The 25,569-nt window shown below is 72.3% G+C and carries 19 protein-coding genes and 1 pseudogene; 19 read left to right on the top strand and 1 reads right to left on the bottom strand.

The features are described 5' to 3' along the window. Positions 1 to 82 precede the first annotated feature (82 nt). Positions 83 to 1,957 (top strand): DNA primase, encoded by a 1,875-nt coding sequence (gene dnaG, locus J7462_RS12610; protein ID WP_219464240.1) that lies wholly within the window; start codon positions 83 to 85, stop codon positions 1,955 to 1,957. Beyond that, positions 1,957 to 2,553: a hypothetical protein gene (locus tag J7462_RS12605; protein WP_219464238.1), complete on the top strand. Its 597-nt coding sequence runs from the start codon at positions 1,957 to 1,959 to the stop codon at positions 2,551 to 2,553. Before dnaG ends, J7462_RS12605 begins: the two co-directional genes overlap by 1 nt. 215 nt (positions 2,554 to 2,768) lie before the next feature. Here J7462_RS12605 and J7462_RS12600 read toward each other — a convergent pair whose 3' ends face one another. After that, positions 2,769 to 3,014, bottom strand: a complete 246-nt coding sequence (locus J7462_RS12600) for a flavin reductase (RefSeq protein ID WP_219464237.1) — start codon at positions 3,012 to 3,014, stop codon at positions 2,769 to 2,771. Positions 3,015 to 3,318: 304 nt separating this feature from the next. Here J7462_RS12600 and J7462_RS12595 point away from each other — a divergent pair, with 304 nt between their 5' ends. The 17 genes and pseudogenes from J7462_RS12595 (at position 3,319) to J7462_RS12515 (ending at position 25,512) form a co-directional block, all read left to right on the top strand. Beyond that, a complete protein-coding gene (locus tag J7462_RS12595) occupies positions 3,319 to 4,107 on the top strand; it encodes a helix-turn-helix transcriptional regulator (protein WP_219464235.1) in 789 nt (262 codons plus the stop codon). Then, the gene (locus tag J7462_RS12590; protein ID WP_219464234.1) at positions 4,098 to 4,289 is read left to right on the top strand and encodes a DUF397 domain-containing protein; all 192 of its coding nucleotides are present in this window, start codon (positions 4,098 to 4,100) and stop codon (positions 4,287 to 4,289) included. The genes J7462_RS12595 and J7462_RS12590 overlap by 10 nt, the downstream gene beginning before the upstream one ends. A 1,032-nt stretch (positions 4,290 to 5,321) precedes the next feature. Continuing rightward, positions 5,322 to 6,497, top strand: a complete 1,176-nt coding sequence (locus tag J7462_RS12585) for a YihY/virulence factor BrkB family protein (RefSeq protein WP_255597693.1) — start codon at positions 5,322 to 5,324, stop codon at positions 6,495 to 6,497. Positions 6,498 to 6,921: 424 nt separating this feature from the next. Next, a complete protein-coding gene (locus J7462_RS12580; RefSeq protein WP_208568827.1) occupies positions 6,922 to 8,100 on the top strand; it encodes an ROK family transcriptional regulator in 1,179 nt (392 codons plus the stop codon). Continuing rightward, positions 8,097 to 9,686 (top strand): sugar ABC transporter ATP-binding protein, encoded by a 1,590-nt coding sequence (locus J7462_RS12575; RefSeq protein WP_255597692.1) that lies wholly within the window; start codon positions 8,097 to 8,099, stop codon positions 9,684 to 9,686. Before J7462_RS12580 ends, J7462_RS12575 begins: the two co-directional genes overlap by 4 nt. A gap of 31 nt (positions 9,687 to 9,717) precedes the next feature. Then, on the top strand, positions 9,718 to 10,839 hold the full coding sequence (locus J7462_RS12570; protein ID WP_219464232.1) for an ABC transporter permease: 1,122 nt from the start codon (positions 9,718 to 9,720) through the stop codon (positions 10,837 to 10,839). 110 nt (positions 10,840 to 10,949) lie between these two features. Next, positions 10,950 to 12,005, top strand: a complete 1,056-nt coding sequence (locus tag J7462_RS12565; protein WP_208568829.1) for a substrate-binding domain-containing protein — start codon at positions 10,950 to 10,952, stop codon at positions 12,003 to 12,005. Positions 12,006 to 12,058: 53 nt separating this feature from the next. Continuing rightward, positions 12,059 to 13,234 (top strand): Gfo/Idh/MocA family protein, encoded by a 1,176-nt coding sequence (locus tag J7462_RS12560; RefSeq protein WP_374197575.1) that lies wholly within the window; start codon positions 12,059 to 12,061, stop codon positions 13,232 to 13,234. Between the two features lie 468 nt (positions 13,235 to 13,702). After that, positions 13,703 to 14,851, top strand: coding sequence for an inositol-3-phosphate synthase (locus J7462_RS12555; RefSeq protein ID WP_219464228.1), 1,149 nt, complete (start codon positions 13,703 to 13,705; stop codon positions 14,849 to 14,851). Continuing rightward, a complete protein-coding gene (locus tag J7462_RS12550; RefSeq protein WP_219464227.1) occupies positions 14,848 to 15,825 on the top strand; it encodes an SCO3242 family prenyltransferase in 978 nt (325 codons plus the stop codon). The genes J7462_RS12555 and J7462_RS12550 overlap by 4 nt, the downstream gene beginning before the upstream one ends. After that, a complete protein-coding gene (locus J7462_RS12545; protein WP_219464226.1) occupies positions 15,822 to 16,814 on the top strand; it encodes a sugar phosphate isomerase/epimerase in 993 nt (330 codons plus the stop codon). Before J7462_RS12550 ends, J7462_RS12545 begins: the two co-directional genes overlap by 4 nt. Before the next feature lie 37 nt (positions 16,815 to 16,851). Then, positions 16,852 to 17,454: an EboA domain-containing protein gene (locus J7462_RS12540; RefSeq protein WP_219464225.1), complete on the top strand. Its 603-nt coding sequence runs from the start codon at positions 16,852 to 16,854 to the stop codon at positions 17,452 to 17,454. Beyond that, the gene (locus tag J7462_RS12535) at positions 17,455 to 18,309 is read left to right on the top strand and encodes a TatD family hydrolase (RefSeq protein WP_219464224.1); all 855 of its coding nucleotides are present in this window, start codon (positions 17,455 to 17,457) and stop codon (positions 18,307 to 18,309) included. Further along, positions 18,309 to 19,517: a metabolite traffic protein EboE gene (gene eboE / locus J7462_RS12530; RefSeq protein ID WP_219464223.1), complete on the top strand. Its 1,209-nt coding sequence runs from the start codon at positions 18,309 to 18,311 to the stop codon at positions 19,515 to 19,517. Before J7462_RS12535 ends, eboE begins: the two co-directional genes overlap by 1 nt. Positions 19,518 to 19,581: 64 nt before the next feature. Continuing rightward, positions 19,582 to 21,052, top strand: a pseudogene (locus tag J7462_RS12525) (alkaline phosphatase family protein). Then, positions 21,018 to 22,085, top strand: coding sequence for a polyprenyl synthetase family protein (locus J7462_RS12520; RefSeq protein ID WP_219464222.1), 1,068 nt, complete (start codon positions 21,018 to 21,020; stop codon positions 22,083 to 22,085). Before J7462_RS12525 ends, J7462_RS12520 begins: the two are co-directional and overlap by 35 nt. 562 nt (positions 22,086 to 22,647) lie before the next feature. Continuing rightward, positions 22,648 to 25,512: a carbohydrate-binding protein gene (locus J7462_RS12515; protein ID WP_219464220.1), complete on the top strand. Its 2,865-nt coding sequence runs from the start codon at positions 22,648 to 22,650 to the stop codon at positions 25,510 to 25,512. Positions 25,513 to 25,569 lie beyond the last annotated feature (57 nt).

Below are 25,569 nucleotides of genomic sequence, written 5' to 3'. Positions count from 1 at the left end.
GGCGTTCGCCAGCCGCCCGTCCCCCGCCCGACGGATCGTCGGTCCGGCAGGGCAGGATGGAGGGCCGAGGGGGTGGCACCGCATGGCTGGGCGGATCAGGGACGAGGACATCGCGTTGGTCCGCGAGCGTGCCTCCATCGCCGAGGTGATCTCGGACACGGTGACCCTGAAGTCGGCCGGTGGCGGCAACCTCAAGGGCCTGTGCCCGTTCCACGACGAGAAGAGCCCGTCGTTCAACGTCTCACCGGCCCGTAACGTCTTCTACTGCTTCGGTTGCGGCGTCGGTGGCGACGCGATCAAGTTCCTGATGGACGCCGAGCATCTCACCTTCGTCGAGTCCGTCGAGCGGCTCGCCGACCGGGTCGGCATCCAGCTGCGCTACGTCGAGGGTGACCAGGCCGCGCCCCGGGCCCGTCCGCAGCAGGGGCAGAAGCAGCGGCTGGTGGCCGCGCACGCCGCCGCCGTGGAGTTCTATCAGGCGCAGCTCACCACGGCCGGCGCCCGTCCGGCCCGGGAGTTCCTGGCCCGGCGCGGTTTCGACCGGGCCGCCGCGCAGCGGTACGGGTGCGGCTTCGCCCCGGACGCCTGGGACCTGCTCACCAAGCACCTGCGTCAGCAGGGGTTCACCCATGACGAGCTGGTCACCGGCGGGTTGTCCCGGCCGTCGCGCTCGGGCACCCTGATCGACCGGTTCCGTCGCCGGCTGATGTGGCCGATCCGGGACATCGCCGGTGATGTGATCGGCTTCGGGGCGCGGAAACTCTTCGACGACGACGACGGCCCGAAATACCTCAACACCCCCGAGACGCCGATCTATAAGAAGTCGCACGTGCTCTACGGCATCGACCAGGCCAAACGGGAGATCGCCAAGCAGGGCCGGGTGGTCGTCGTCGAGGGTTACACCGACGTGATGGCCTGCCACCTGGCCGGGGTCCCGACCGCCGTGGCGACCTGCGGCACCGCCTTCGGCGCGGACCACATCGGCGTACTGCGCCGGCTGCTGCTCGACACCGACGCGGTGGCCGGTGAGGTGATCTTCACCTTCGACGGGGACGCCGCCGGGCAGAAGGCCGCGCTGCGTGCCTTCGAGGACGACCAGCGCTTCGTCGGGCGTACCTTCATCGCGGTCAGCCCCGACAACATGGACCCGTGCGACCTGCGGTTGGCAAAGGGCGACCTGGCGATCCGTGACCTGGTGGCCCGCCGCGAGCCGCTCGTCGACTTCGCCCTTCGCCACGTGATCAACCGCTACGACCTGGACACGGTGGACGGCCGGGTCGAGGCGATGCGCCGGGCTGCGCCCCTGGTTGCCAAGATCAAGGACCGGGAGAAGCGTCCCGAGTACGTCCGCAAGCTCGCCGGTGACCTCGGCATGGAGATCGAGCCGGTGCAGCGGGCGGTGCTGGCCGCCGCCAACTCCCCCGGCGAACGGGAGGCCACCGCCCCGCCCCGGGGTCGGACCCGTGCGGCTGCGCCCGCCGTGGACAGCCCGGAGTCGATGGTCGAGCGGGAGGCGTTGAAACTCGCCCTCCAGGAGCCGGTCCTCGCCGGCCCGATGTTCGACGCCGTCGAGGCCGCCGAGTACCGGCACCCGGTGCACGTCGCGGTCCGTACGGCGATCGCGGCGGCCGGCGGGGTGGCGGTGGCGGCCGGCGGCGCGGTGTGGATCGGTGCCGTGCGGGACGCCTGCGAGGACCTGGCCGCCCAGGCGCTCGTCGGTGAGCTGGCGGTGGAGCCGCTGCGGATCGACGGCGAACCCGACCCGAGGTACGTCTCCAGCACCCTCGCCCAGTTGCAGTGGGGCTCGGTGACCGCCCGGATCAGGGACCTGAAGTCCAAGATCCAGCGGATCAACCCGGTCAACCAGAAGGACGAGTATTTCGCCCTCTTCGGGGAACTGCTTTCGCTGGAACAGCATGCGCGGGCCCTGCGCGAGCAGGCCGCGGGAGGACTCTGATGGGACTGTTCGGCCGCAAGCCCAAGCTGCCCGCCGCCGCCCGCCCCGCCCTGACCGCCGGGGAGCGGGTGCTGGCCTGGGCCGCCGTCGGCAACGGCGGAGACGACGGTGCGTCGGCTGCTGACAGTGCGTCAGCAGGTGCAGGTGCAGGTGCAGGTGCCGGTGGCGGGGTGCTGGTGGCGACCAACCTCGGGCTCTGGCTGCCCGGTCGGGCGGAGCGGCTGGGCTGGCACGACATCCTCAAGGCCGTCTGGTCCGGGCGGGAGCTGACCGTCACGGTGGCGGAGACGATCGACGAGCGGGATGGTTACCTGGTGGTCGCCGACGGTCCCGTCGAGACGTACCTGCTGCTCGATCCGGGGGACCTGCCGCACCAGGTGCGGGCGCGGGTGACCCGCTCGGTGGCGTACACCCAGCAGCACCCGGTGCCCGGCGGCTCGGGCCGGATCGCGGCCCGGCGGGTGGCCGGGGCGGACGGTCTGACCTGGACGGTCCGCTACGACCCCGGCACCCCGGTCGACGCCGACGGGGTACGCGCCGAGACCGACCAACTGGTCGCCGCCGCCCGCGCCGCCACCGCCCCGGCCGACCTCTGACTCTCGGCGGGTACGTCTCGCAACTCCGGCCAGGTCGCGTGGTCGCCGCGAGGCGGATGCCGCCATCTCGGCCCCGTTGAGTCGATCATGGTCGCGGGGGTCGGGGTTGGCGGTGCGGTTCGACCCCGGCGCGGCGAGATCGTGGTGACCGGCCAGGCCGACCGATACCGACCAGGCCGACCGAAGCTGACCCAGGCGGACCGATACCGACCGGGTCAGCGGGCTCTTGCCCAGGTCACGAAGCGTGCGGTCAGGTCGGGTGGGGCGACACCGTCGTGCAGGGTGGCGAGATCGCTCATCGCCTCGCCCAGCAGGGTGCCCAGATAGAACAACATGGCGGTGCGATCCTCGCGGTACTCGCCGAGCAGCGCCAACCGGGCCGGCGAGCACGGCCAGGCCGCCCCGCACACCCGGCAACGCCAGGAGGGACGGGCCGCGACATGTGGGCGGTACCGGGGCATCAGCGCACCCCTGGCCGACCGCTGCGGGGGTGGGGGTGACGCGGGAATCCGCAGCGGGGCCGGCTGGTCTGGCGCATGGTCGAGCCTCCGTCACTGGTGGAGGGGAGCGCCCGCCGACGACACCGACGGACGCTCCCGGCCTGGTTCCGCCCACCGTCCGATCCCGGGAGCGGTCCCGCTGAGTGACATTCTGTTGATGATCCGACTACGGTGGGAGGTTCGACCTGCCGACGGCCCAGGCGTGGACCGGTCGACCCGGAACGGTACGAGGATGTACGGAGGCTGTCTGGTGGAACGTTCGTCCATGCTGGACCACTTCGCGGAGGAGTTGCGGCTCGTGCGGGCCGCCAACGGCATGTCCCAGGCGGCGCTGGCCGAGGCGCTGAGCTATTCGGGCGCGCTGGTGGCCAAGGTGGAGACCTGCGAACGCCGGCCGAGCCTGGACTTCGCGCGCCGCTGCGACACGGTGTTCACCACCGACGGCCGGTTCGAGCGCATCCAGAAACGAATCAGCCGGGAAACCGTGGTGCCCTGGTTCCGCGACTGGGCCGGCATCGAACAGGAAGCGACGGCGCTGCGTACTTTCGAACCGCTCTGCGTGCCGGGCCTGTTGCAGACCGAGGCTTACGCCCACGCACTGCTGTCCGGCGGCGGACTGTTCGCCCCTGACGAGATCGAGCAGCATGTGACCACCCGCCTTGATCGCCAAGCGATCCTTCACCGTGAGCGGCCACCCCTATTCACTGCCGTAATCGACGAGCACGTGCTGCACCGATGCATCGGAGGACCGCAACTGATGCGCGATCAATTGCTTCATCTGGTGAAGGTCGGCTCGACGTTGCCTCGGGTCCGCATCCAGGTGGTGCCGATGGCGGCCGGGGCATATGTTGGCCTCGGTGGACCCTTCGTGCTTGCCTCGTCACTGCACGCTGAGGACTTGGTCTACCTTGCAGGGCAGCGCCACGGTCAGGTGATCGACCGGGTCGACTACGTGCGGCAGATGGTCGAGGTGTGGGAATCGCTCCGTGGTGAGGCACTATCGCAGCAACAGTCCCTCGAACTGATGGCAGAAGTGGCGGAGACATGGATCTGAGTGATGCTTGGTGGCGCAAGAGCACCCGCAGCGGCCCTGATGGAGGGAACTGTGTCGAGGTGGCCGATAATCTGGCTGGCGTGGTGGTCGTGCGTGATTCCAAGGATCCGGGCGGGCCGGTGCTGGCCTTCGAGCCGCAAGCATGGTGCGCGTTCGTGGCACGGGTGGGCGGCCGGCCATGACGGCGGAGATTCGTGGCGCTGCGTTCTCCGAGCAGGGCCACCGCCCCGGGTTCCCCTCGGGGCCGCCGTCCTTGTGGAGATTTGTTGTCGCTCCAGCGACAATAAATCTCCACAATCCTGCGGAAACCCCTGCCCTCAGCCCGCAGCGCCCAGGCTCCTGTCCGCCAGGGTGAGTTGAGGCCAGCGACTCAGAGGTCCCTGCTGCCTGGCGGAACGCCCCGGGGGATGTGACCGATGCGTCGCTTTCGACGGTGGGGACGGTTGACCCGGAGTCTCCCCAGAAGACTCAAGGGCTATGCGGCTATGAACTCGACCGTACCGTGGGTGATTTTCGGATGGCCATGTCGCGGGCGAATGCCGTCCGGTCCCACTCGGCTCGAAACGCCGGGTCCTGGCGGCGTTCGTCGATGACTTGCTGCGCGGTTTTCAGGTCGGAGAGTTTCGTCACGCGCCCTCTACGTCTTTGATCCTCTGCTCTGCGGCGATCACTGCTCGGTTGAATTTTCGTTGGTTGACGCTCGCTTCGGGCCGATTGCGCCGACGATGAACGCGGCGTCGACCTGCCCGTAGATGGCTCGCCATCGGCTGCGTCCACCGCGAGGGCGGAGTTCCCGCAGGCTGTTTGTGGTCTTGATGGAGCTTGAGTGGGGGTAGCCGAGGTTCGGGCCCTGGCTTCCATCTTCTCGACTGCGTGACCGATCGCTGTCTGTTCTGTTGTGGGGAGGGCGCGAAGCTCGGTTTCGACCCCAGGGTGGTAGCAGACTGGCCAGGACACCCACTGGCTATAGCAAATCTGCGATAACACTTGCCAGGGTCACACGGGTCGACGCGCCGATGTTCGATCGTCAGGCCACCTTCATCCCATCTGTAGCCCTGGATCTCACGACTGAAGTCCGGCGTTGGTGGACGTGCGCTTCCCCAGATCGGCATCGCCTCAAGGGGGATGGGTTTGCACTGCTGGTCGGGGGTTAGCCGGCGGGTCCGGCGGGGCATGTCGGAGGGCGACACCCCGCAGATCCCCGAGGAGGGGCGATGGCCTCCGACGAGACCCACGCCGACCGCGACGACGCGGCCACCGTGCCCGACGACGCGGCCACCGTGCCCGCAGCCCGGCGCGGCCGGGGCCGGTCGGGTGACCGAACGGCCGGTGACCGCCCGTCGGGCGAGCGCGTGTCCGGCGAGTCCGTGTCCGATGACCGACGGCGAGGTGGTCGGCGGGACGCGGACCTCCGTACCCGGCCGGTCGGCCCCGACGACGGCCCGGACAGCCCCGCCGACCTGCACCGGGCGGACTGGAAGGCGGCGCTCAAGCGCACCGGGCGGGAGTTCCAGGAGGACAGCCTGACCGACTGGGCCGCCGCGCTGACCTACTACGGGGTGCTGTCGATCTTCCCCGGGATGCTGGTGCTGATCTCGATCCTCGGTCTGCTCGGCGAGCGGGCCACCAGTGGGGTCCGGGACACGGTCGGCCAGGTGGTGCCGGAGGAGAACATCCGTACCATCATCGAGACCGCGATCGACCAGGCCGGCCAGTCCGGTGGGCTGGCCAGCGTCGCCGCGATCATCGGTCTGGTCGCCGCGTTCTGGTCGGCCTCCGGCTACGTGGGCGCGTTCATGCGCGCCTCGAACAGCATCTACGACGTGCCGGAGGGGCGGCCGGTGTGGAAGACCCTGCCCATCCGGCTCGGGGTGACCGCCCTGGTCGGGGTGCTGCTGCTCGCCGCCGCGGTGATCGTGGTCTTCACCGGCGGCCTCGCCGAGCAGGTCGGCAACGCCATCGGGCTCGGCTCCACGGCGCTGACGGTGTGGAACATCGCCAAGTGGCCGGTGCTGCTGGTGCTGGTCAGCCTGATGTTCGCGATCCTCTACTGGGCGTCGCCGAACGCCCGCCACGGCGGGTTCCGCTGGGTCAGCCCGGGTGGCGTGCTGGCGGTGCTGCTCTGGCTGCTCGTCTCCGGCCTGTTCGCCCTGTACGTGAGCAACTTCGGGTCCTACAACAAGACCTACGGCGCGCTGGCCGGCGTGATCATCTTCCTGATCTGGCTCTGGCTGAGCAACATCGCGATCCTGCTCGGTGCGGAGTTCGACGCCGAGCTGGAGCGGGGCCGGGCCATCTCCGCCGGCCACGACCCCGACGAGGAGCCGTACGTCGAGCTGCGCGACGACCGCAAGCTGCGCAAGAAGCGCAACGCCGCCCCCGGCCGCTGACCCACCGGCGACCCCACGCCGCCCCGCCTGCCCCACGCCGCCCCGCCTGCGTCGCCCACCCGCCCTGCCTCGCCCTGCCCCGCCTGCCCTGCCCCGCCCCACCCGCGCCTGCCGCGCCCGCCCCGCCCCGCCGCGTCTCCGTGGCGGGGCGGCCACTTGTCACGGCCGGCCTGATCCGGTACTGCTTCGGCCGCGCGGAGCGGGGCCGGTGTGCGAGGGTCACCCGGTGGTGGTAGCAGGTCGTTGCGGATGTTTCTCAGTCTGTCAACCTTTTCTTGATCCACTAGTAGCTTTTGTTCTTTCGGACAAAAGTTGCCGGCGGAACGACTGAAGGTATGGACATGCGCCTCGGAACTCTCCTACTGTGTCGACCACAACACATCGGCGTGACGTCAATGTGAACCCTGAGACGGAGGTGAGTCCCGTGCGGGCGGCAGATCCCCTGCATGTGCAGCTGTTGCGGCTGCTCCGCGACGAGGGGCCCGCGTCCCGGGCCGAGCTGGGTGACCGGTTGCAGATGCCCCGTCCCCGGCTCCTCGCCGAGTTGGAACGCCTGGTCGGGCTGGGCCTGGTGGCCGAGGCCGGACTGGCCGCCTCCCGGGGCGGCCGTCGCTCCACCCTGGTCGAGCTGAACCCCGACCTCCGGTTCGCCGCCGTCGACATGGGCGCCAGCTCGATCGACGTCGAGGTGGTCAACGGGCGGCTGGAGCCGGTCGCCGCGTACGCCGAGGTGGCCGACATCCGCTCCGGTCCGAAGGCCATCCTGCACCGGGTCAACGACCTGCTGCACAAGGCCCGGGTGGACGGGGCGTACGAGCGGCTCAACGGCGTCGGCGTCGGCGTCCCCGGGCCGGTGAGCTTCCGCGACGGGCTGCCGGTGTCGCCGCCGATCATGCCCGGCTGGGACCGCTACCCGGTGCGTGAGCTGCTCAGCCGGGAGCACGGCTGCCCGGCGGTGGTCGACAACGACGTCAACATCATGGCGATCGGGGAGCGGCACGGGGGGGTGGCGCACTCGGTCGACGACTTCCTCTTCATCAAGATCGGCACCGGAATAGGGTGTGGGATCTACCTCAGCGGCGACGTCTACCGGGGCACCGACGGGTGCGCGGGGGACATCGGGCACATCCAGGTCGACGCCGGGGGGCCGACCTGCTCCTGCGGCAACGCCGGCTGCCTGGAGGCGCTCTTCAGCGGAGCGGCCCTGGCCCGGGAGGCCGGCGTCGCCGCGCGTACCGGCGCCTCGCCCGCGCTGGCCGAGCGGCTCGCCGCCCGGGGTGCCGTCTCCGCCCGCGACGTCGCCGAGGCGGCGATCGAGGGTGACGTCACCTGCATCCAGCTGATCCGCGACGGGGGTCGCCGGGTCGGGCAGGTGCTGGCCGGGCTGGTCAGCTTCACCAACCCTTCGATGATCGTCATCGGCGGCGGGCTGGCCCACCTCGGGCACATCCTGCTCGCCGAGATCCGCAGCGTGGTCTACCGCCGATCGCTGCCGCTGGCCACCGGCAACCTGCCGGTCGTCCTGTCCGAGCTGGGACCGCGCGCCGGCGTCGCCGGCGCGGCCGTCCTCGCCAGCGACGTCGCCTTCGGGGAGGCATCATGAGCAACGCACCGACCTCCGCCGCCGGGGACAACAGCCCGCTGGTCGAGGCGCCCGCCGACACCGTCGCCGGTGAGGTGGTGCTGCGGCTGACCGACGTGGTCAAGACCTTCCCCGGGGTACGCGCCCTCGACGGCGTGCAGTTGGAGGTGCGGGCCGGTGAGGTGCACTGCCTGCTCGGGCAGAACGGCGCCGGCAAGTCGACCCTGATCAAGGTGCTCGCCGGGGTGCACCGGCCGGACTCCGGCCAGGTGCAGTGGCGCGGTGAGCCGGTGCACTTCGCCAACCCGCAGGCCGCCATGCGCGCCGGCATCGCCACCATCTACCAGGAACTCGACCTGGTCGAGGACCTCTCGGTCGCGGAGAACGCCTTCCTCGGCCACGAGCCCAAGGTCGCCGGGTTCGTCCGGCGCGGCCACATGGCCCGGCGTACCCGGGAGATCCTGAGCCGGCTCGGCCACGGCGAGATCCCGCCCGGCCGGATGGTGCGCGCGTTGCCGGCCGCCGGCAAGCAGGTGGTCAGCATGGCCCGCGCGCTGTCCCACGAGGCCCGACTGATCATCATGGACGAGCCGAGCGCGGTGCTGGCCCACGACGAGGTCGACAACCTGTTCCGGATCATCCGGGAACTCACCGCCCAGGGCATCGCGGTCATCTACATCTCGCACCGGATGGAGGAGATCCGCGAGATCGGCGACCGGGTCACCGTACTCAAGGACGGCCGGACCACGGCGGCGAACCTGCCGGCCCGCGACACCCCGACCCGCGACCTGGTCGCCCGGATGACCGGCCGGAACATCGAGTACGTCTTCCCGGACCGCCCGACCGCGCCGACCGCCGGTGACGAGCTGCTGCGGGTCGAGGGGCTGAGCCGCACCGGCGAGTTCGCCGACGTCTCGCTCAGCGTCCGTCCCGGTGAGATCGTCGGCATCGCCGGCCTGGTCGGCTCCGGGCGCTCGGAGCTGCTGGAGACGATCTACGGGGCCCGCCGCGCCGAGTCCGGCACCGTCCGGATGGGCGGCCGGACCCTGCGGCCGGGCAGCGTCGGCGCGGCGGTACGGGCCGGCATGGGCATGGCCCCGGAGGAGCGGAAGAGTCAGGCGTTGCTGCTCGGCGAGCCGATCCACCGCAACGTCACCCTGGCGACCTTCACCCGGTACGCCCGCCTCGGCTTCACCAACGCCGGGCGGGAGCGGGCCGAGGCGGAACGGATCGCCGACGAACTCCAGCTCCGGCCCAACGACGTGCGCCGGGCGGTACGCACCCTGTCCGGCGGCAACCAGCAGAAGGTGGTGGTCGGGCGCTGGCTGCTCGGCGACACCCGGCTGCTGCTGCTCGACGAGCCGACCCGGGGGGTGGACGTGGGGGCCCGGGCCGAGCTGTACCGGGTGATCCGTGGCCTGGCCGCCCAGGGGGTCGGCGTGCTGCTGGTCTCCAGCGAGGTACCCGAGGTGCTCGGTCTGGCCGACCGGGTGCTGGTGATGCGCGAGGGCCGGATGGTGCGCGAGGCGCCCGCCGGCGAACTGGACGAGAACACCGTGCTCGACCTCGTCATGGCGGGGTCTCTGATGGAAGGCGCGCCGGCATGAGCGAGCGCAGTGGACATAACGAGGTGACGGCATGAGTGAGTCGACCGGGACCGCGACACCGGACCGGCCGGCGGACCTGCCGGCGCAGTCCCCGCCGGTCGACCCGGCGGTGACGGCGTCGCTCAAGGAGAAGCCGCGGACGGGCGGGTTGTCCTTTTGGCAGGGCGACGGGGGTGAGGGCGCGAAGCGTAACCTCGGCCTGATCGGCGTGCTGGTGGTGCTGGTCGTGATCGGCGCCGCGACCCGCTGGGACCTCTACTCCGACCCGGACTGGGTGTGGGGCAACACGCTGACCATCCTCAAGCTCGCCTCGGTGGTCGGGGTGGTCACCGTCGGGATGACCTTCGTGATCATCGGCGGCGGCATCGACCTGTCGGTCGGCGCGATCGTCGCCCTCGCCGGGGTGTGGGCGACCACGCTCGCCACCCAGAGCTACGGCGCCGGCGGCATGATCTTCACCGCGATCGTGGTCGGCACGGCGGTCGGGGTGGTCAACGGGATACTCATCTCCTACGGCCGGCTGGTGGCGTTCATCGCCACGCTGGCCATGATGGTCGCCGCCCGGGGCCTGGCCGCACAGATCTCCGGCAAGCAGACCCAGGTGTCGAACAACTCCTTCATCAACGGCATCGCCAGCACCGACCTGCTCGGCATCCCGCTGCTGGTCTACATCCTGGCCGCCGTGGTCGCCGCCGGCTGGGTGCTGCTCAACCGGACCACCTTCGGCCGGCGTACGGTCGCCGTCGGCGGCAACCCCGAGGCGGCCCGGCTCGCCGGGATCAACGTGCGGCGGCACACCCTGCTGCTGTACGCGCTGTCCGGGCTCTGCTGCGGCATCGCCGCGATCATGCTGACCGCGCAGGCCAACTCCGCCCAGGCGGCCATGGCCAACCTGTACGAGCTGGACGCGATCGCCGCGGCCATCATCGGCGGCACGCTGCTCAGCGGCGGCCGGGGCACCATCGTCGGCTCCCTGCTCGGGGTGCTGATCTTCTCCACCATCACCAACCTCTTCGCCATCAACGGCCTGTCCACCGAGGCGCAGAACATGGTCAAGGGCGGCATCATCGTCGGCGCCGTCCTGATCCAGCAGGTGCAGTTCCGCAGCGTCACCCAGTTCCTCGGCCGCAACAAGGCCACCACCTCCGCCTGACCGGGCACGTCCCTACCCCTTCGCACCAGCGCAATTCCGGCGGCCACCGACGGTGGCCGGGATCAGCACAACCTTTTTCACCCCACCATCCGTCATTTCAGGAGGTCGTCATGACCCAGCCCCGTGACCTGTCCCGTCGCCGGTTGCTCTTCGGCGGTGCGGCGGTCGGCGCCGGTGTGCTCCTCGCCGGTTGCACCAGCAACGAGTCCACACCGACCGCGGCGCAGACCAAGGCGGCCGACAACTCCGGTGGTGGCAACGCCGCCCCCGGCAAGAAGGTCACCATCGGCTTCTCCGCCCCCGCCGCCGACCACGGCTGGATCGCCGCCATCACCAACAACGCCAAGGCGCAGGCCGGGGCGTACTCCGACGTGGACTTCAAGACCGTGGAGGCGGGTGCGGACGCGGCTGCCCAGCGGGCCGCGCTGTCCACCCTGGTCGCCCAGAAGCCGGACGTCATCGTGGTGCTGCCGCACGACGGCAAGGAGCTCAACGCCTTCGGCCTGGAGGCGATGAAGGCCGGTATCCCGGTGGTCAACCTGGACCGTGCCTTCCCGGACGCGCTGGCCTACCGGCTCCAGATCATGGGCGACAACTACGGCATGGGTGTGGCCGCCGCGAACTACATCGTGGCGCAGCTCAAGGCCAAGGGTGTCAGCGCCCCGGTCATCGGCGAGATCCCCGGCATCGACTCGCTGGAGCTGACCCAGCAGCGGTCCAAGGGTTTCGCCGACACCCTCGCCACGGCCGGCTTCAAGGTGGCCAACCGGCGGCCGGCGGAGTTCACCGCCGACTCCGGCCAGCAGGCCGCCACCGGCCTGTTCCAGGCGCTGCCCAAGATCGACGCGATCTGGAACCACGACGACGACCAGGGCATCGGTGTCCTGGCCGCCGTCAACCAGGCCAACCGCAAGGAGTTCTTCATGGTCGGCGGCGCCGGCTCGAAGAAGGCCATGGAGGACATCCAGGCCGACAACACGGTGCTCAAGGCGACCGTGACCTACAGCCCGTCGATGGCCTCCTCGGCCATCTCCCTGGCCCGCCTGATCGGCCAGGGCAAGGGCATGTCCGACCTGGTGGAACTCCAGGTGCCCAAGGAGATCGTCCTCGCCTCGGAGACGATCACCAAGGAGAACGCGAGCAACTACCTCAAGCTCGGGTTCTGATACACGGGGGGAGACCCACCTTGTCCACTCATCACCGCGAACTCCGGGTCGGCATGATCGGATACTCGTTCATGGGCGCCGCGCACTCACAGGCGTGGCGCACCGTGAACCGGGTGTACGAACTGCCTGCCCGGGTTCGGATGGCGCAGATCTGCGGCCGGGACGCCGCGAAGGTCGCCGAGGCAGCCGACCGGCTGGGCTGGGACACGCACACCACAGACTGGCGTGCCCTGGTCGCCTCGGACGACATCGACGTGGTCGACATCTGCACCCCAGGTGACAGCCACGCCGAGATCGCCCTTGCCGCGCTCGCCGCCGGCAAGCACGTGATCTGCGAGAAACCGTTGGCCAACACGGTGGAGGAGGCGCGGGCGATGACCGCTGCCGCCGCCACCGCCGGGGCCGCCGGGATCCGGTCCATGTGCGGGTTCAACTACCGCCGGGTGCCGGCCGTCGCGCTGATGCGACAACTGGTCGCCGAAGGCCGGCTCGGCACGATCCGGCACGTCCGCGCGACGTACCTCCAGGATTGGATCGTCGATCCGCAGTTCCCCCTGGTCTGGAGGCTGCAGAAGGACAAGGCGGGCTCCGGTGCCCTCGGTGACATCGGGGCGCACATCATCGACCTGACCCAGTTCGTGACCGGCCAACGGATCACCGGGGTCAGCGCGGTGACCGAGACGTTCGTCAAGGAGCGCCCGCTGCCGGGTGCGTCGAGCGGACTGGCCGCCGAGGTCGACGGCACCGCGACGGCGACCGGCACGGTCACCGTCGACGACGCCGCGATCTTCGTGGCCCGGCTCGACGACGGGGCACTGGCCACGTACGAGGCGACGCGGTTCGCCACGGGCCGTAAGAACGCCCTCCGGGTGGAGATCAACGGTTCGCTCGGCTCGGTGGTGTTCGACCTGGAACGCCTCAACGAGTTGGAGTTCTACGACGCCTCCCGGCCGGCGACCGAGCAGGGATTCACCCGGATCCTGGTCACCGAGGCCGAACACCCGTACATGGCGGCGTGGTGGCCGCCGGGCCACATCATCGGCTACGAGCACTCCTTCACCCACGAGATGCGCGACTTCGTCGAGGCGGTCGCCAACGGTGTCGACCCGACCCCGTCGTTCGCCGACGCGTTGCAGGTCCAGCTGGTGCTGGACGCGGTGACCCGCTCGGCGGATCTCGGTTCACGGTGGACCGACGTCGAGCCGGCCCTGGCCGCGCTCGCCGTCTGACCCAGGCACCTCCGCCGTCGACCGGCGAGGGACCGGCCGCGGTTGCGCCCCGCGGCCGGGCCGGGGTCGGCAGTGGAGGGCGCGCACCCGGGCCACCCGGCCCGGGGACACGCGCACGATGGCCGTCCGGTGCGGCCGGACCGGGATTCCCCGGTCGCACCGGAGGGCCGCCAGTAGGAATATAGATAAGTATGATTCGGGTTCCCTGGGGAATCCGGTTCATCACCACCCATTCGTCCGGCCGAGGGCGCGCCGCCGCCGTTGGCCGGATGCGGGGAGGCAGGGCCGAGACGCCGAACCGGCCCTGCCTGCCAGCCCCGCCCGCACGCCGTGCGGGACCGGGTACGGCGTCGACGCCGCCGACGTCTACGCCGTCACCGGTGCCATCCCGCACGACCGGGCGGGCGGGGCCACCCCGCGCCCCGCCGGCACGACCGAACCGAGCACGTTCCATCCGGAAGGAGCACCATGCGTACAGGTGTCTGGCTGGTGGGAGCGCGCGGTTCCGTCGCGACCACCGGCATCGTCGGCGGGCTCGCCCTACGGGCCGGCCTCACCGCCCCCACCGGCTGCGTCACCGAACTACCCGACCTGCGGGGACCCGCCCTGCCCCCCTTCGCCGACCTGGTCTTCGGCGGTCACGACGTGGCCACCACGCCGCTGACCAAACGGGCCGAGGCGCTCGCCGCCGCCGGGGTGCTGCCCGGCCGGCTGGCCGCCGCGCTCGCCGCCGACCTGGCCGCCGTCGAGGAGGACCTGCGGCCCGCGCCGACCGGCGGCAGTCAGGCCGACCGGGCCGCCGCGGTCACCGCCGACCTGACCGCGTTCCGCGACCGGCACCGGCTCGACCGGGTGGTGGTGGTCAACGTCTCGGCCACCGAACCGGCCCCGTCACCGCACCCCGGCCACGCCGACCCGGACGCCCTGCGGGCCGCCCTCGCCAGCGGCGACGAGGTGCTGCCGCCCAGCTCGCTGTACGCCTACGCGGCCGTCGAGGCGGGCTGCCCGTACGTCGACTTCACCCCGTCCACCGGGCTGCGCCTGCCGGCGCTCGCCGCGCTCGCCGCGCAGCGTGGCCTGCCGTACGCCGGGCACGACGGCAAGACCGGGGAGACCCTGGTCAAGTCGGTGCTCGCCCCGATGTTCGCGATGCGTCACCTCGCGGTGCGCTCCTGGTCCGGGGTCAACCTGCTCGGTGGCGGCGACGGGGCGACCCTGGCCGAGCCGGGCGCCAACGCCGCCAAGGTGGACAGCAAGCAGCGGGTCCTCGGCGAGACGCTGGGCTACGTGCCGCAGGGCGGCACCCGGATCGACTACGTCGAGGACCTCGGTGACTTCAAGACCGCCTGGGACCTGATCACCTTCGCCGGGTTCCTCGGCACCGGGATGCGGATGGAGTTCACCTGGCACGGCTGCGACTCCGCGCTGGCCGCCCCGCTGGTGCTGGACCTGGCCCGGCTCACCGCCGCCGCGCACGCCGCCGGCCGGGTCGGCCCCCTGCCCGAGCTGGCCTTCTTCTTCAAGGACCCGATCGACGCACCCACCCACTCGCTGAGCGAGCAGTGGCAGCGGCTGGTCGACTTCACCCGGGAGCTGCACGCCGGGGGTGCCGGGTGACCAGCGTGGCCGACCTGGCCGAGCTGGTCCGGGCACCGGCCGCACTGTCCGTACCGGGGGACCTGGTGGCCGGGGCGGCGGCGGCCGGGGTGCTCGGCCCGCGTACCGCCGGGCTGGCCGGCGCGTCGGTCCTGCTCTACTGGGCCGGGATGGCCGCCAACGACTGGGCCGACCGGGGGTTGGACGCCGAGGAACGCCCGGAACGGCCGATCCCCAGCGGCCGGATCACCCCGGCCGCCGCCGCCGGGGTCGCCATCGGGCTCACCGCCGCCGGCCTGGGCCTGGCCGCCGCCGTGGGCGGCCGGCGGGCCACCGCCGTCGCGCTCCCGCTCGCCGCCACCATCTGGGGGTACGACCTGGTGGCCAAGAACACCGCCGCCGGTCCCGCCGTGATGGCCGCCTGCCGGGGGCTGGACGTGCTACTCGGCGCGTCGTCCGGCCGACCGGTCCGGGCGCTGCCGGCGGCGCTGACCGTCGCCGCGCACACCTGGACGGTCACCGCCCTGTCCCGTCGTGAGGTGACCGGGGCCGACGCGGCGCTGCCCCGGCGTACCCTCGCCGGCACCGCCCTGGTCGCGCTGGCCGCCACCACCCTGCCCCGCGCCACCACCCCGCCCCGTCCCGCCGGCCGGCCGTCCCCCGTGGACGATGCGCCGGCGGCGACCGACGCGCCCGGCCGTCGTAGCGCACCGGGCGTCCGCACCGGTGCCGTCGGGGTCGGCCGGTCACTCGCCGGCGCGCTGCCGGTGGCGTTGGCCGGCTGGTACGTCGCCCGGTACGGCGGCGCGCAGGCCCGGGTGGCCGCCGACCCCACCGCCGGCCGGGTCCGGGCCGCCGTCGGGGCCGGCATCACCGGGCTGCCCTCGTTGCAGGGTGCGCTCACCGCCCGCGCCGGTGCCGGGCTGGTCGGCGCGCTGGTCGCGCTCGCCGCGCCGCTGGGCGGCCGGCTGGCCCGGAAACTCTCCCCGACATGACCGCCCCGGACGCCGTCCCGCCGACCGCTGCCGGCACGCCCCGCCGCAGCCCGGCCCCGGACCGCCCGGCCGACCCCGCCGGCCCGCCGGCCGGCGAGGTGGACCGGCTGCGGTTCGGCTACGGCACCAACGGCTTCGCCAACCACCGGCTCGACGACGCCCTGACGGTGCTGGCCGACCTCGGCTACGAGGGGGTCGCGCTCACCCTCGACCACGACCACCTCGACCCGTACGCGCCGGGACTGGCCCGCCGGGTCGACGCCGTGGCGCACCGGCTGGCCGCGCTCGGTCTCGGCGTGGTGGTCGAGACCGGTGCCCGCTACCTGCTCGACCCGTGGCGCAAGCATGCCCCGACGCTGCTGCACGACGACCCGGCCGGCCGGATCGACTTCCTGGACCGGGCCGTCCGCGTCGGCGCGGACCTCGGTGCCGAGGCGGTCTCCTTCTGGGCCGGCATCCGACCCGGTCACGTCGCCCCCGAGGTCGCGTGGGACCGGCTGGTCGCCGGCTGCGCGACGGTGACCGCCGCCGCCGACCGGGCCGGGGTGACCCTGGGCTTCGAACCGGAGCCCGGAATGCTGGTCGAGGACATCGCCGGCTGGCGTCGGCTGCACCGGGCCCTCGGCGAGCCGGCCCGCTTCGGCATCACCCTCGACATCGGACACTGCCGCTGCCTGGAGTCGTCGACCGTGGCGGACTGTGTGCGCCAGGTCGCCGGGCACCTGGTCAACGTGCAGATCGACGACATGCGCCGGGGGGTGCACGAGCACCTGGAGTTCGGCACCGGCGAGATCGACTTCCCGCCGGTGCTGCGCGCCCTGGCCGACGCCGGCTACCGGGGACTGGTCGCCGTGGAGTTGCCCCGGCACTCGCACGCCGCACCCACCGTGGCGGCCCGGTCGCTGGACTTCCTGCGTACCGCCGCCCGGGACGCCGGCCTCGTGGCGGGCGCGGCACCCGCCCCCGCCGGCACCACCGGGGCGGACTGACCACCGCCGGACGCACACACCTGGGGAGGGGAGACGGATGACACCGGATCGACTGCGGGCCGCGCTGGAGGGCGCACCCGATCCCGACTGGCTGGAGACCGCACTGCGCCGCGTCGCGGCCGAGCCCGGCGCGGTCGGACGGTACTTTCCCGCCGTCGCCCGGCGGTGCGGCCGGCACGACCTGCCCGGCGCCCCCGGCTGGACCGCCGACGAGGCGGCGCGGGCGCTGCTGCTGGCCGCGCTCCCCGCCGACCAGGCCGCCGCGCAGGCCGAGGAGGTCTACCGGTACGGCGACGCCGCCGAGAAGCGGGCCGTACTCAAGGCCCTGCCGCTGCTGCCGATCGGCGACGCCGGGGTGCCGCTGCTGCACGACGCGATCCGCACCAACGACACCCGGCTGGTCGCCGCCGCGCTCGGCCCGTACGCCCGGCACCTGGCGGCGGACGCCTGGCGGCAGGCGGTGCTCAAGTGCGTCTTCATCGGGGTGCCGCTGGCCGTCGTCGCCGACCTCGACGACCGGGCCGACGGGGAACTGGCCACCATGCTCGCCGCGCTCGCGGCGGAACGGCACGCCGCCGGTCGGCAGCTCCCCGCCGACGCCACCGCACTGCTCGACCGGCTCACCATCAGGGAGGCGTGAATGCGCATCTTCGACCCGCACATCCACATGACGTCGCGGACCACCGACGACTACGAGCGGATGGCCGCCGCCGGGGTCCGTGCCGTGGTCGAGCCGGCCTTCTGGCTGGGGCAGCCGCGCACCAGCGCCGCCTCCTTCGCCGACTACTTCGACTCGCTGATCGGCTGGGAGCCGTTCCGGGCCGGCCAGTTCGGCGTCCGGCACCACGCCACCGTGGCGCTGAACCCCAAGGAGGCCAACGACCCGCGCTGCCGCCCGGTGCTCGACCTGCTGCCCCGCTACCTGGAGAAGGACGCCGTGGTCGCGGTCGGCGAGATCGGCTACGACGACATGACCCCGGCCGAGGACGAGGCGTTCGCCACCCAGCTCGCGCTGGCCGTCGACCACGACCTGCCGGCCCTGGTGCACACCCCGCACCGGGACAAGGCGCGCGGCGTCGAACGCAGCCTCGCGGTGGTCGCCGAGAGCGGCATCGCGCCGGGCCGGGTGGCGCTGGACCACCTCAACGAGGTGACCGTGAAGCTGGCCCGCGACAGCGGCTGCTGGCTCGGTTTCTCCATCTACCCGGACACCAAGATGTCGCCGCCGCGGATGGTGGAGCTGCTGCGCACGTACGGCACCGAGCGGATGCTGGTCAACTCGGCCGCCGACTGGGGCCGCTCCGACCCGCTGCTGACCCGGGCCACCGGTGAGGCGATGCTGGCCGCCGGGTTCACCGACGACGACGTCGACCTGGTGCTCTGGCGCAACCCGGTGGAGTTCTACGGGCAGTCCGGCCGGCTCGACCTGACCGACCTGGACACCACGTCCACCGGCACCTTCGAGGGCAACTCCATCCTGCGCGGCGGCGACTGATGCGGCTGCGGCACGCCGACGGCAGCACCGTCCACCTCGGCTACTGCACCAACGTGCACCCCGCCGAGGACACCGCCGGCATCCTCGCCCAACTCGACACGTACGCCCTGCCGGTGCGCGAGGCGCTCGGCTCGGACCTGCTCGGCCTGGGGCTGTGGCTGGCCGCCCCCGTCGCCGCCGAGCTGGCCGCCGACCCGGCCGCCCGTCGCAGGCTGCGCGCCGAACTGACCCACCGGGGGTTGGAGGTGGTCACCCTCAACGGCTTCCCGTACGCGGCCTTCCAGGCCCCGGTGGTCAAGGGCGCGGTCTACCACCCGGACTGGACCACCGGGCAGCGGCTGCGCTACACCCTGGACCTGGCCCGGGTGCTGGCCGACCTGCTCCCCGACGACGCCGCCAGGGGATCGATCTCCACCCTGCCGCTGGCCTGGCGGCAGCCCTGGGACCCGACGCACGCCGGGGCGGCCCGCCGCCGGCTCGACGCGCTCACCGCCGGCCTGGCCGAGGTGGAACGCGACACCGGCCGCCCGGTGCGGGTCGGTTTCGAACCGGAACCGGGGTGCGTGGTGGAGAGCAGCGGGCAGGCCGCCGCGCTGCTGGCCGACCTCGACCCGCAACGCCTCGGGATCTGTCTCGACCTGGCCCACCTCGCCTGCGCCTGGGAGGAGCCCGTCGAAGCGCTGGCCCGGCTGCGTTCCGCCGGACTGCCGGTGGTCAAGGTGCAGGTCTCCGCCGCGCTGGAGTCGGCCGACCCGGTCGCCGACGCCGAGGCGCTGGGCCGCTGGGTGGAGCCGAGGTTCCTGCACCAGACCCGCACCGCCGGCTGCGCCCACGCCGCCGACCCGGCCGACCCGGGGTACGCGGCCGACGACCTGGATGAGGCGCTGGCCGCGCGGCTGCCCGGGGCGTGGCGGGTGCACTACCACGTGCCGTTGCACGCCCCGCCCGAGCCGCCGCTGACCTCCACCCTGCCGGTGCTGCGCACCGCGCTGGCCGCGCTGCTCGCCGGCCCGACGGCCGGCTGCGACCACCTGGACGTCGAGACGTACACGTGGGGGGTGCTGCCGGCGGCGCGGCGTCCCCGCACCGATGCGGAGCTGGCCCTCGGGATCGCCGCCGAGCTGGCCTTCGCCCGCGACGAACTGGTCACCCTCGGCCTCACCCCGGCCGAGCGAGCCGTCCCGACGACCCTGGGGGTACGACGATGAGCGAGCGTCACCGACCGGGCACCGTGCGGTGCCACCGCCGTGCCGGGCGCAGCGGGATGTCGGCATGAGCCGCCGGCTGGTGGTGCTGGACGTGGTCGGGCTGACCCCCCGGCTGCTGGCCCACATGCCCCGGTTGCGTGCCGTCGCCGAGCAGGGGTTCTCCGCCGAACTGGGTACCGTGCTGCCGGCGGTCACCTGCTCGGCGCAGGCCACCCTGCTGACCGGTGAGCAGCCGTCCGGGCACGGCATCGTCGGCAACGGCTGGTACTTCCGTGACCTCGGTGAGGTGCTGCTGTGGCGGCAGCACCACGCGCTGGTCGGCGGGGAGAAGGTGTGGCAGGCGGCCCGCCGGGTCGAGCCCGGCTACACGGTGGCCAACGTCTGCTGGTGGTACGCGATGGGCGCGGACGTCGACTGGACGGTCACCCCCGCCCGATCTACTACGCCGACGGGCGCAAGGAACCGGACTGTTGGACCGACCCGCCGGAGCTGCACGACACGCTCACCGCCGCGCTGGGCACCTTCCCGCTGTTCACCTACTGGGGGCCGGGGCGGGGCTGCCCTCGTCCCGCTGGATCTGTCAGGCGGCTGAGCGGATCCTCGCCGACCAGGCCCCCGACCTGACCCTGGTCTACGTCCCGCACCTCGACTACGACCTGCAACGCTTCGGGCCGTCCTCGCCGCGGGCCGCCGCCGCGGCGGCGGAGCTGGACGCGGTGCTCGCGCCGCTGCTGGACGCCGCGCGGGCCGCCGACGCGACGGTGGTGGCACTGTCGGAGTACGGCATCACCGACGTCTCCCGCCCGGTGGACGTCAACCGGCTGCTGCGCGCCGAGGGGCTGCTGCGGGTCTACACCCAGGACGGCATGGAGTACCTGGACCCGTGGACGTCCCGGGCGTTCGCCGTCGCCGACCACCAGATAGCCCACGTCTACGTGAAGGACCCGGCGGACGTGGCGGCGGTGGCGAAGCTCTGCGCCGGGCTGCCCGGGGTGGCCGAGGTGCTCGACGCCGAGGGCAAGGCGGCGGCCGGTTTGGACCACGAGCGGGCCGGTGAACTGGTGCTGGTGGCCGAGCCGGACTCCTGGTTCACCTACTACTACTGGCTCGACGACGCCCGTGCCCCGGATTTCGCCCGGAACGTGGAGATCCACCGCAAGCCCGGGTACGACCCGGCGGAGCTGTTCTTCGACCCGGCCGCGCCGGGTGCGGCGAAGCGGCGGGCGGGGGTGGCGCTGGCCCGCAAGAAGCTCGGCATGCGTTACCTGATGAGCGTGGTGGGTCTGGACGCGGGGGCGCGGGCGGTCCGGGGTTCGCACGGCCGGTTGCCGGCCGACCCGGCGGACGGCCCGGTGCTGCTCTGTTCCGACCCGTCGCTGGCCCGGGACTCCTTCGCCGCGACGGAGGTCAAGGCGCTGCTGCTGGACCTCGCCGGGCTGGGAGCGGGTGCCGACGGGGCGTCGACGGCCCCGACCGGCCCGCCGGGCACGGGGACCGGCGGTGACCCTCACCGCCGCCCCGACCGACGCCAGTGAGCTGCGGACCCGCTTCGACGCCGAGCTGGTGGCCTTTCTCGACCGGCAGGGCCCGGACTGGCCGGACGGTGCCCCACGGGGCATCTTCTCCGCCCTGCACCGGTTCGTGCTGGCCGGCGGGAAGCGGCTGCGGCCGTTGTTCTGCTACTGGGGTTGGCGGGGTGCCGGGGGAGCGGACGACCGCCCGATCGTGGTGGCCGCGGCGGCGTTGGAGCTGTTCCACGCGTTCGCGCTGATCCACGACGACATCCTCGACGGCAGTGACCACCGTCGGGGTGCGCCGTCGGTGCACCGGGTCTTCGCCGAGCTGCACACCCGTTCGGCGTGGCGGGGCGACCCGGAGACCTACGGCCGCAACACCGCCCTGCTCTGCGGGGACCTCTGCGCGGCCTGGTCGGATCAGATGTTCCACGAGTGCGGGATGACCTCCGCGCAGATCTGGCAGGGATACCGGGTCTTCGCCCGGATGCGTACCGAGGTGATCGCGGGGGAGTACCTGGATCTGGTCTCCGGGGTCGGGGACGGCTCGGTGGCCAGTGCGCTCACCGTGATCCGGATGAAGGCGGCCCGCTACACGGTGACCCGGCCGTTGCAGATCGGTGCGGCGTTGGCCGGTGCCCCGGCGGAGCTGGTCGCCGCGCTCGTCGACTTCGGTGACCCGCTGGGGGACGCCTTCCAGCTCCGCGACGACGTGCTGGGTGTCTTCGGTGATCCGGCGGTGACCGGGAAGTCGATCCTGGACGACCTGCGGGAGGGCAAGCCGACGGTGATGATGGCGATGGCCCGCGACGCCGCCGACCGGGCGCAGGCCGCCCGGCTGCGGGAGTTGTTCGGCAATCCTGAGCTGGACGCGGCGGGGGCCGCCGACCTGCGGGCCATCATCGAGGCGACCGGCGCGCGGGAGAAGATCGAGCGGCTGATCCGGGTCCGGGCCGACGCCGCCCGGGTCGCGCTGGCCCAGGTGCCGCTGGCGGAGCCGGCCCGTGCCGCCCTGGCGGGCCTGGCCGACCAGGCCGTGCACCGGCAGCGCTGAGCCGGGCCGCTCCGACGGTCCGGGCTGTGGGTCCGGCGCGGTGGGCGGTGCTCCGACCGGCAGGCACCCGGTCTTTCATCAGATGAATGTGGATTCCCGTACGGCCGGGTCGTCCCCGCCTGCCGGCCGGTGCCGCCGGGCTGCGGCAGGCCGGGGCTACCCGGGGTGGAACTGCTCGTCACCGTTCGGTGACCCACGGGTCGACCGGCCCGCCGCTGCTCGGCGCGGGACCGGGGATGCCCGACCGGTGGACGGGCTTCATCTGATGAAAACCCACACCGGTGGGCAGAGGGTATGGACATTGACATAGGTCACCATTAATGTTTGTGGCATCACGGGCATGTTTCGTCAAGGTGAACCGGCGGCGCGGTAACCCCTCGGCGAGCGACCTTCCGCCGGCGGTTCGCGCCCCGGCCGAGGGTTCTGGCCGGCCGACCGGGGCACCCCCGGCCGCCCGGCCTGCCCTGCCACACCCCACTACTCCACCCCACCACCCCGGCATCCGGCGCGGCGGCACGCGTCCCGCCCTGGCCGTGATCCGTCAGGAAGGGACAGCCCTCCAATGTCCACAAAGGACTACACCGGTCACCGTTCCCGACGGTGGCTACCCTCCGCAGCAGCACTGCTGCTGGCCGTCACCGCCGGTACGGTCGCCGCCACCACCACCGGCCCGACCGCCCCGGCCGCCGCGCACACCATCAACGCCAGCGACTTCCAGCAGGTCGAGCTGGCCCGGGGCGTCAACGAGATGGGCGAGCCCATGTCGCTGGCCGTGCTGCCGGACCGGTCCGTGCTGCACACCGCCCGCAACGGCACCGTGCGGCGCACCGACTCCGCCGGGGTGACCCGGGTGATCGGCACCATCCCCGTCTACACCCACGACGAGGAGGGGTTGCAGAGCCTCGGGGTCGACCCGAACTTCGCCACCAACCGGTTCATCTACCTCTACTACGCGCCGCCGCTGTCCACCCCCGGCGGCGACGCGCCCGCCACCGGCAGCAACTGGTCCGCCTGGCAGGGCGTCAACCGGCTCTCCCGGTTCACCCTCAACAGCGACTTCACCATCAACCAGAGCAGCAAGGTCGACGTGCTGGACGTGGCGACCGACCGGGGCATCTGCTGCCACGTCGGCAGCGACATGGACTTCGACGCCGCCGGGAACCTCTACCTGTCCACCGGCGACGACAGCAACCCCTTCGACTCCGCCGGCTACTCGCCGCTGGACGAGCGGACCAACCGCAACCCGGCGTACGACTCCCAGCGCGGCGCCGGCAACACCAACGACCTGCGGGGCAAGCTCCTGCGGATCAAGATGAACGCCGACGGGACGTACTCGATCCCGAGTGGGAACCTGTTCCCCCCGGGCACCGCGAAGACCCGCCCCGAGATCTACGCGATGGGCTTCCGCAACCCGTTCCGGATCAGCGTCGACAAGGCCACCGGCGTCGTCTACGTCGGCGACTACGGGCCGGACGCCGGCAGCACCAACGCCAACCGGGGCCCCTCCGGCCAGGTCGAGTTCAACCGGGTCACCGGCCCCGGCAACTACGGCTGGCCGTACTGCACCGGCACCAACACCACGTCCGAGACGTACAACGAGTGGAACTTCGCCACCAACTCGACCGGCCCCAAGTACAACTGCACCGGCGGGCCGACCAACAACTCGTTCCGCAACACGGGCCTGACCACCCTCCCGCCGGCCAAGCCCTCCTGGATCCGGTACGGCGGCGACGCCGGCAGCCCGGCGGCGTTCGGCGGCGGCTCCGAATCCCCGGCGGCCGGCCCGGTCTACCGGTACGACCCGAACAACCCCTCGGCGACGAAGTTCCCGCAGACCTTCGACGGGCAGTTCTTCGCCACCGAGTTCGGCCGGGGCTGGGTCAAGCCGATCCACGTCAACTCCGACGGGTCGCCCGGCACCATCGACAGCTTCCCCTGGGTGGGCAAGCAGGTGATGGACTCCGCGTTCGGCCCCGACGGGGCGTACTACCTGCTCGACTACGGCACCGGCTACTACAACGGTGACGCCAACTCGGCCCTGTACCGCTTCGACTACGTCGGCGTCGGCAACCGGGCGCCGGCCGCCCGGGCGAGCGCCGACCGGACCTCCGGACCCGCGCCGCTGACCGTGAACTTCTCCTCGGCCGGCTCCGCCGACCCCGAGGGCGGGGCGTTGACCTACTCGTGGGCGTTCGGTGACGGCACCACCTCCACGGCGGCCAACCCGACGAAGACGTACACCGCGGACGGCTCGTACACCGCGACGCTCACCGTGCGGGACCCGCAGGGGGCGACCGGCACGAACAGCGTGACGGTCAGCGTCGGCAACACCGCCCCGACGGTCACCATCAACGGCCCGGTCGACGGCTCGCTGTTCTCCTTCGGTGACACGGTGCCGTTCAGCATCACCGTCACCGACCCCGAGGACGGCACGGTCGACTGCACCAAGGTCAAGATGACCTACGTGCTCGGCCACGACCAGCACGGTCACCAGATCTCCTCGGTCGACGGCTGCTCCGGCACGATCACCATCCCGGTCGACGGCGAGCACGACGACGCGGCGAACATCTTCGCGATCTTCGACGCCGAGTACACCGACGCCGGTGGGCTCACCACGCACACCCAGCACACCCTCCAGCCCCGGCACCGGCAGGCCGAGCACTTCAAGACCTCGTCCGGCGTCGCCACCTTCGACAAGACCCCCGCCGAGGGCGGCAAGACCGTCGGCAACATCGAGAACGGGGACTGGATCGGGTTCTCCCCGTACCAGATCGGCAACGTCACCTCGTTCACCGCCCGGGTCTCCTCGGCCGGTGCCGGCGGCACCCTCCAGATCCGCGCCGGCTCGGCCACCGGCACCGTGCTCGGGCAGGCCACCGTGCCGGTCACCGGCGGCTGGGACACCTTCACCACGGTCACCGGCACGGTGTCCGGCGCACCCACCGGCACCACCACGCTCTACCTGACCTTCGCCGGTGGCACCGGGCTGCTCTACGACCTGGACGCGTTCACCCTCAACACCGGCACCGTCCCGCCGCCGACCAACGGCACCGGGCCGATCAAGGGCCTGGGCGGCAAGTGCCTGGACGTGCGTAACGCGGCCACCGCCGACGGCACCCAGGTGCAGATCTTCACCTGCAACGGTGGGGCCGGGCAGACCTGGACGGTCACCCCGAACGGCCCGATCAAGGCGCTGGGCAAGTGCCTGGACGTCAACGGCGGCGGCACCGCCAACGGCACCAAGATCCAGCTGTGGACCTGCACCGGCGGCAGCCCGCAGGTCTGGTCGGCGCAGACCGACGGGACCCTGCGCAACCCCGCCTCGGGCAAGTGCCTGGACGTCTCCGGCAACACCTCGGCCGACAGCACCGTGGTCCTGCTGTGGACCTGTAGCGCCGCCGCAAACCAGAAGTGGACCCTGCCCTGACCTGACGGGCGCGGGACCGGCAGTGTCCGGTCCCGCGCCCCCGGCGTACTGGAGCAC

This window comes from Micromonospora sp. RL09-050-HVF-A, from assembly GCF_019374995.1.
Lineage (GTDB): Bacteria > Actinomycetota > Actinomycetes > Mycobacteriales > Micromonosporaceae > Micromonospora > Micromonospora antibiotica.
Note: the sequence above shows the minus strand (reverse complement) of the source record. Positions and strands in the feature narration are given on the sequence as shown.

Excerpts from the sequence above, each read along its gene's own strand:
- dnaG (WP_219464240.1), top strand. The coding sequence starts at position 83 with ATGGCTGGGCGGATCAGGGACGAGGACATCGCGTTGGTCCGCGAGCGT.
- J7462_RS12605 (WP_219464238.1), top strand. The coding sequence starts at position 1,957 with ATGGGACTGTTCGGCCGCAAGCCCAAGCTGCCCGCCGCCGCCCGCCCC.
- J7462_RS12600 (WP_219464237.1), bottom strand. The coding sequence starts at position 3,014 with ATGCCCCGGTACCGCCCACATGTCGCGGCCCGTCCCTCCTGGCGTTGC.
- J7462_RS12595 (WP_219464235.1), top strand. The coding sequence starts at position 3,319 with ATGCTGGACCACTTCGCGGAGGAGTTGCGGCTCGTGCGGGCCGCCAAC.
- J7462_RS12590 (WP_219464234.1), top strand. The coding sequence starts at position 4,098 with ATGGATCTGAGTGATGCTTGGTGGCGCAAGAGCACCCGCAGCGGCCCT.
- J7462_RS12585 (WP_255597693.1), top strand. The coding sequence starts at position 5,322 with ATGGCCTCCGACGAGACCCACGCCGACCGCGACGACGCGGCCACCGTG.
- J7462_RS12575 (WP_255597692.1), top strand. The coding sequence starts at position 8,097 with ATGAGCAACGCACCGACCTCCGCCGCCGGGGACAACAGCCCGCTGGTC.
- J7462_RS12570 (WP_219464232.1), top strand. The coding sequence starts at position 9,718 with ATGAGTGAGTCGACCGGGACCGCGACACCGGACCGGCCGGCGGACCTG.
- J7462_RS12565 (WP_208568829.1), top strand. The coding sequence starts at position 10,950 with ATGACCCAGCCCCGTGACCTGTCCCGTCGCCGGTTGCTCTTCGGCGGT.
- J7462_RS12560 (WP_374197575.1), top strand. The coding sequence starts at position 12,059 with ATGATCGGATACTCGTTCATGGGCGCCGCGCACTCACAGGCGTGGCGC.
- J7462_RS12555 (WP_219464228.1), top strand. The coding sequence starts at position 13,703 with ATGCGTACAGGTGTCTGGCTGGTGGGAGCGCGCGGTTCCGTCGCGACC.
- J7462_RS12545 (WP_219464226.1), top strand. The coding sequence starts at position 15,822 with ATGACCGCCCCGGACGCCGTCCCGCCGACCGCTGCCGGCACGCCCCGC.
- J7462_RS12540 (WP_219464225.1), top strand. The coding sequence starts at position 16,852 with ATGACACCGGATCGACTGCGGGCCGCGCTGGAGGGCGCACCCGATCCC.
- J7462_RS12535 (WP_219464224.1), top strand. The coding sequence starts at position 17,455 with ATGCGCATCTTCGACCCGCACATCCACATGACGTCGCGGACCACCGAC.
- eboE (WP_219464223.1), top strand. The coding sequence starts at position 18,309 with ATGCGGCTGCGGCACGCCGACGGCAGCACCGTCCACCTCGGCTACTGC.
- J7462_RS12515 (WP_219464220.1), top strand. The coding sequence starts at position 22,648 with ATGTCCACAAAGGACTACACCGGTCACCGTTCCCGACGGTGGCTACCC.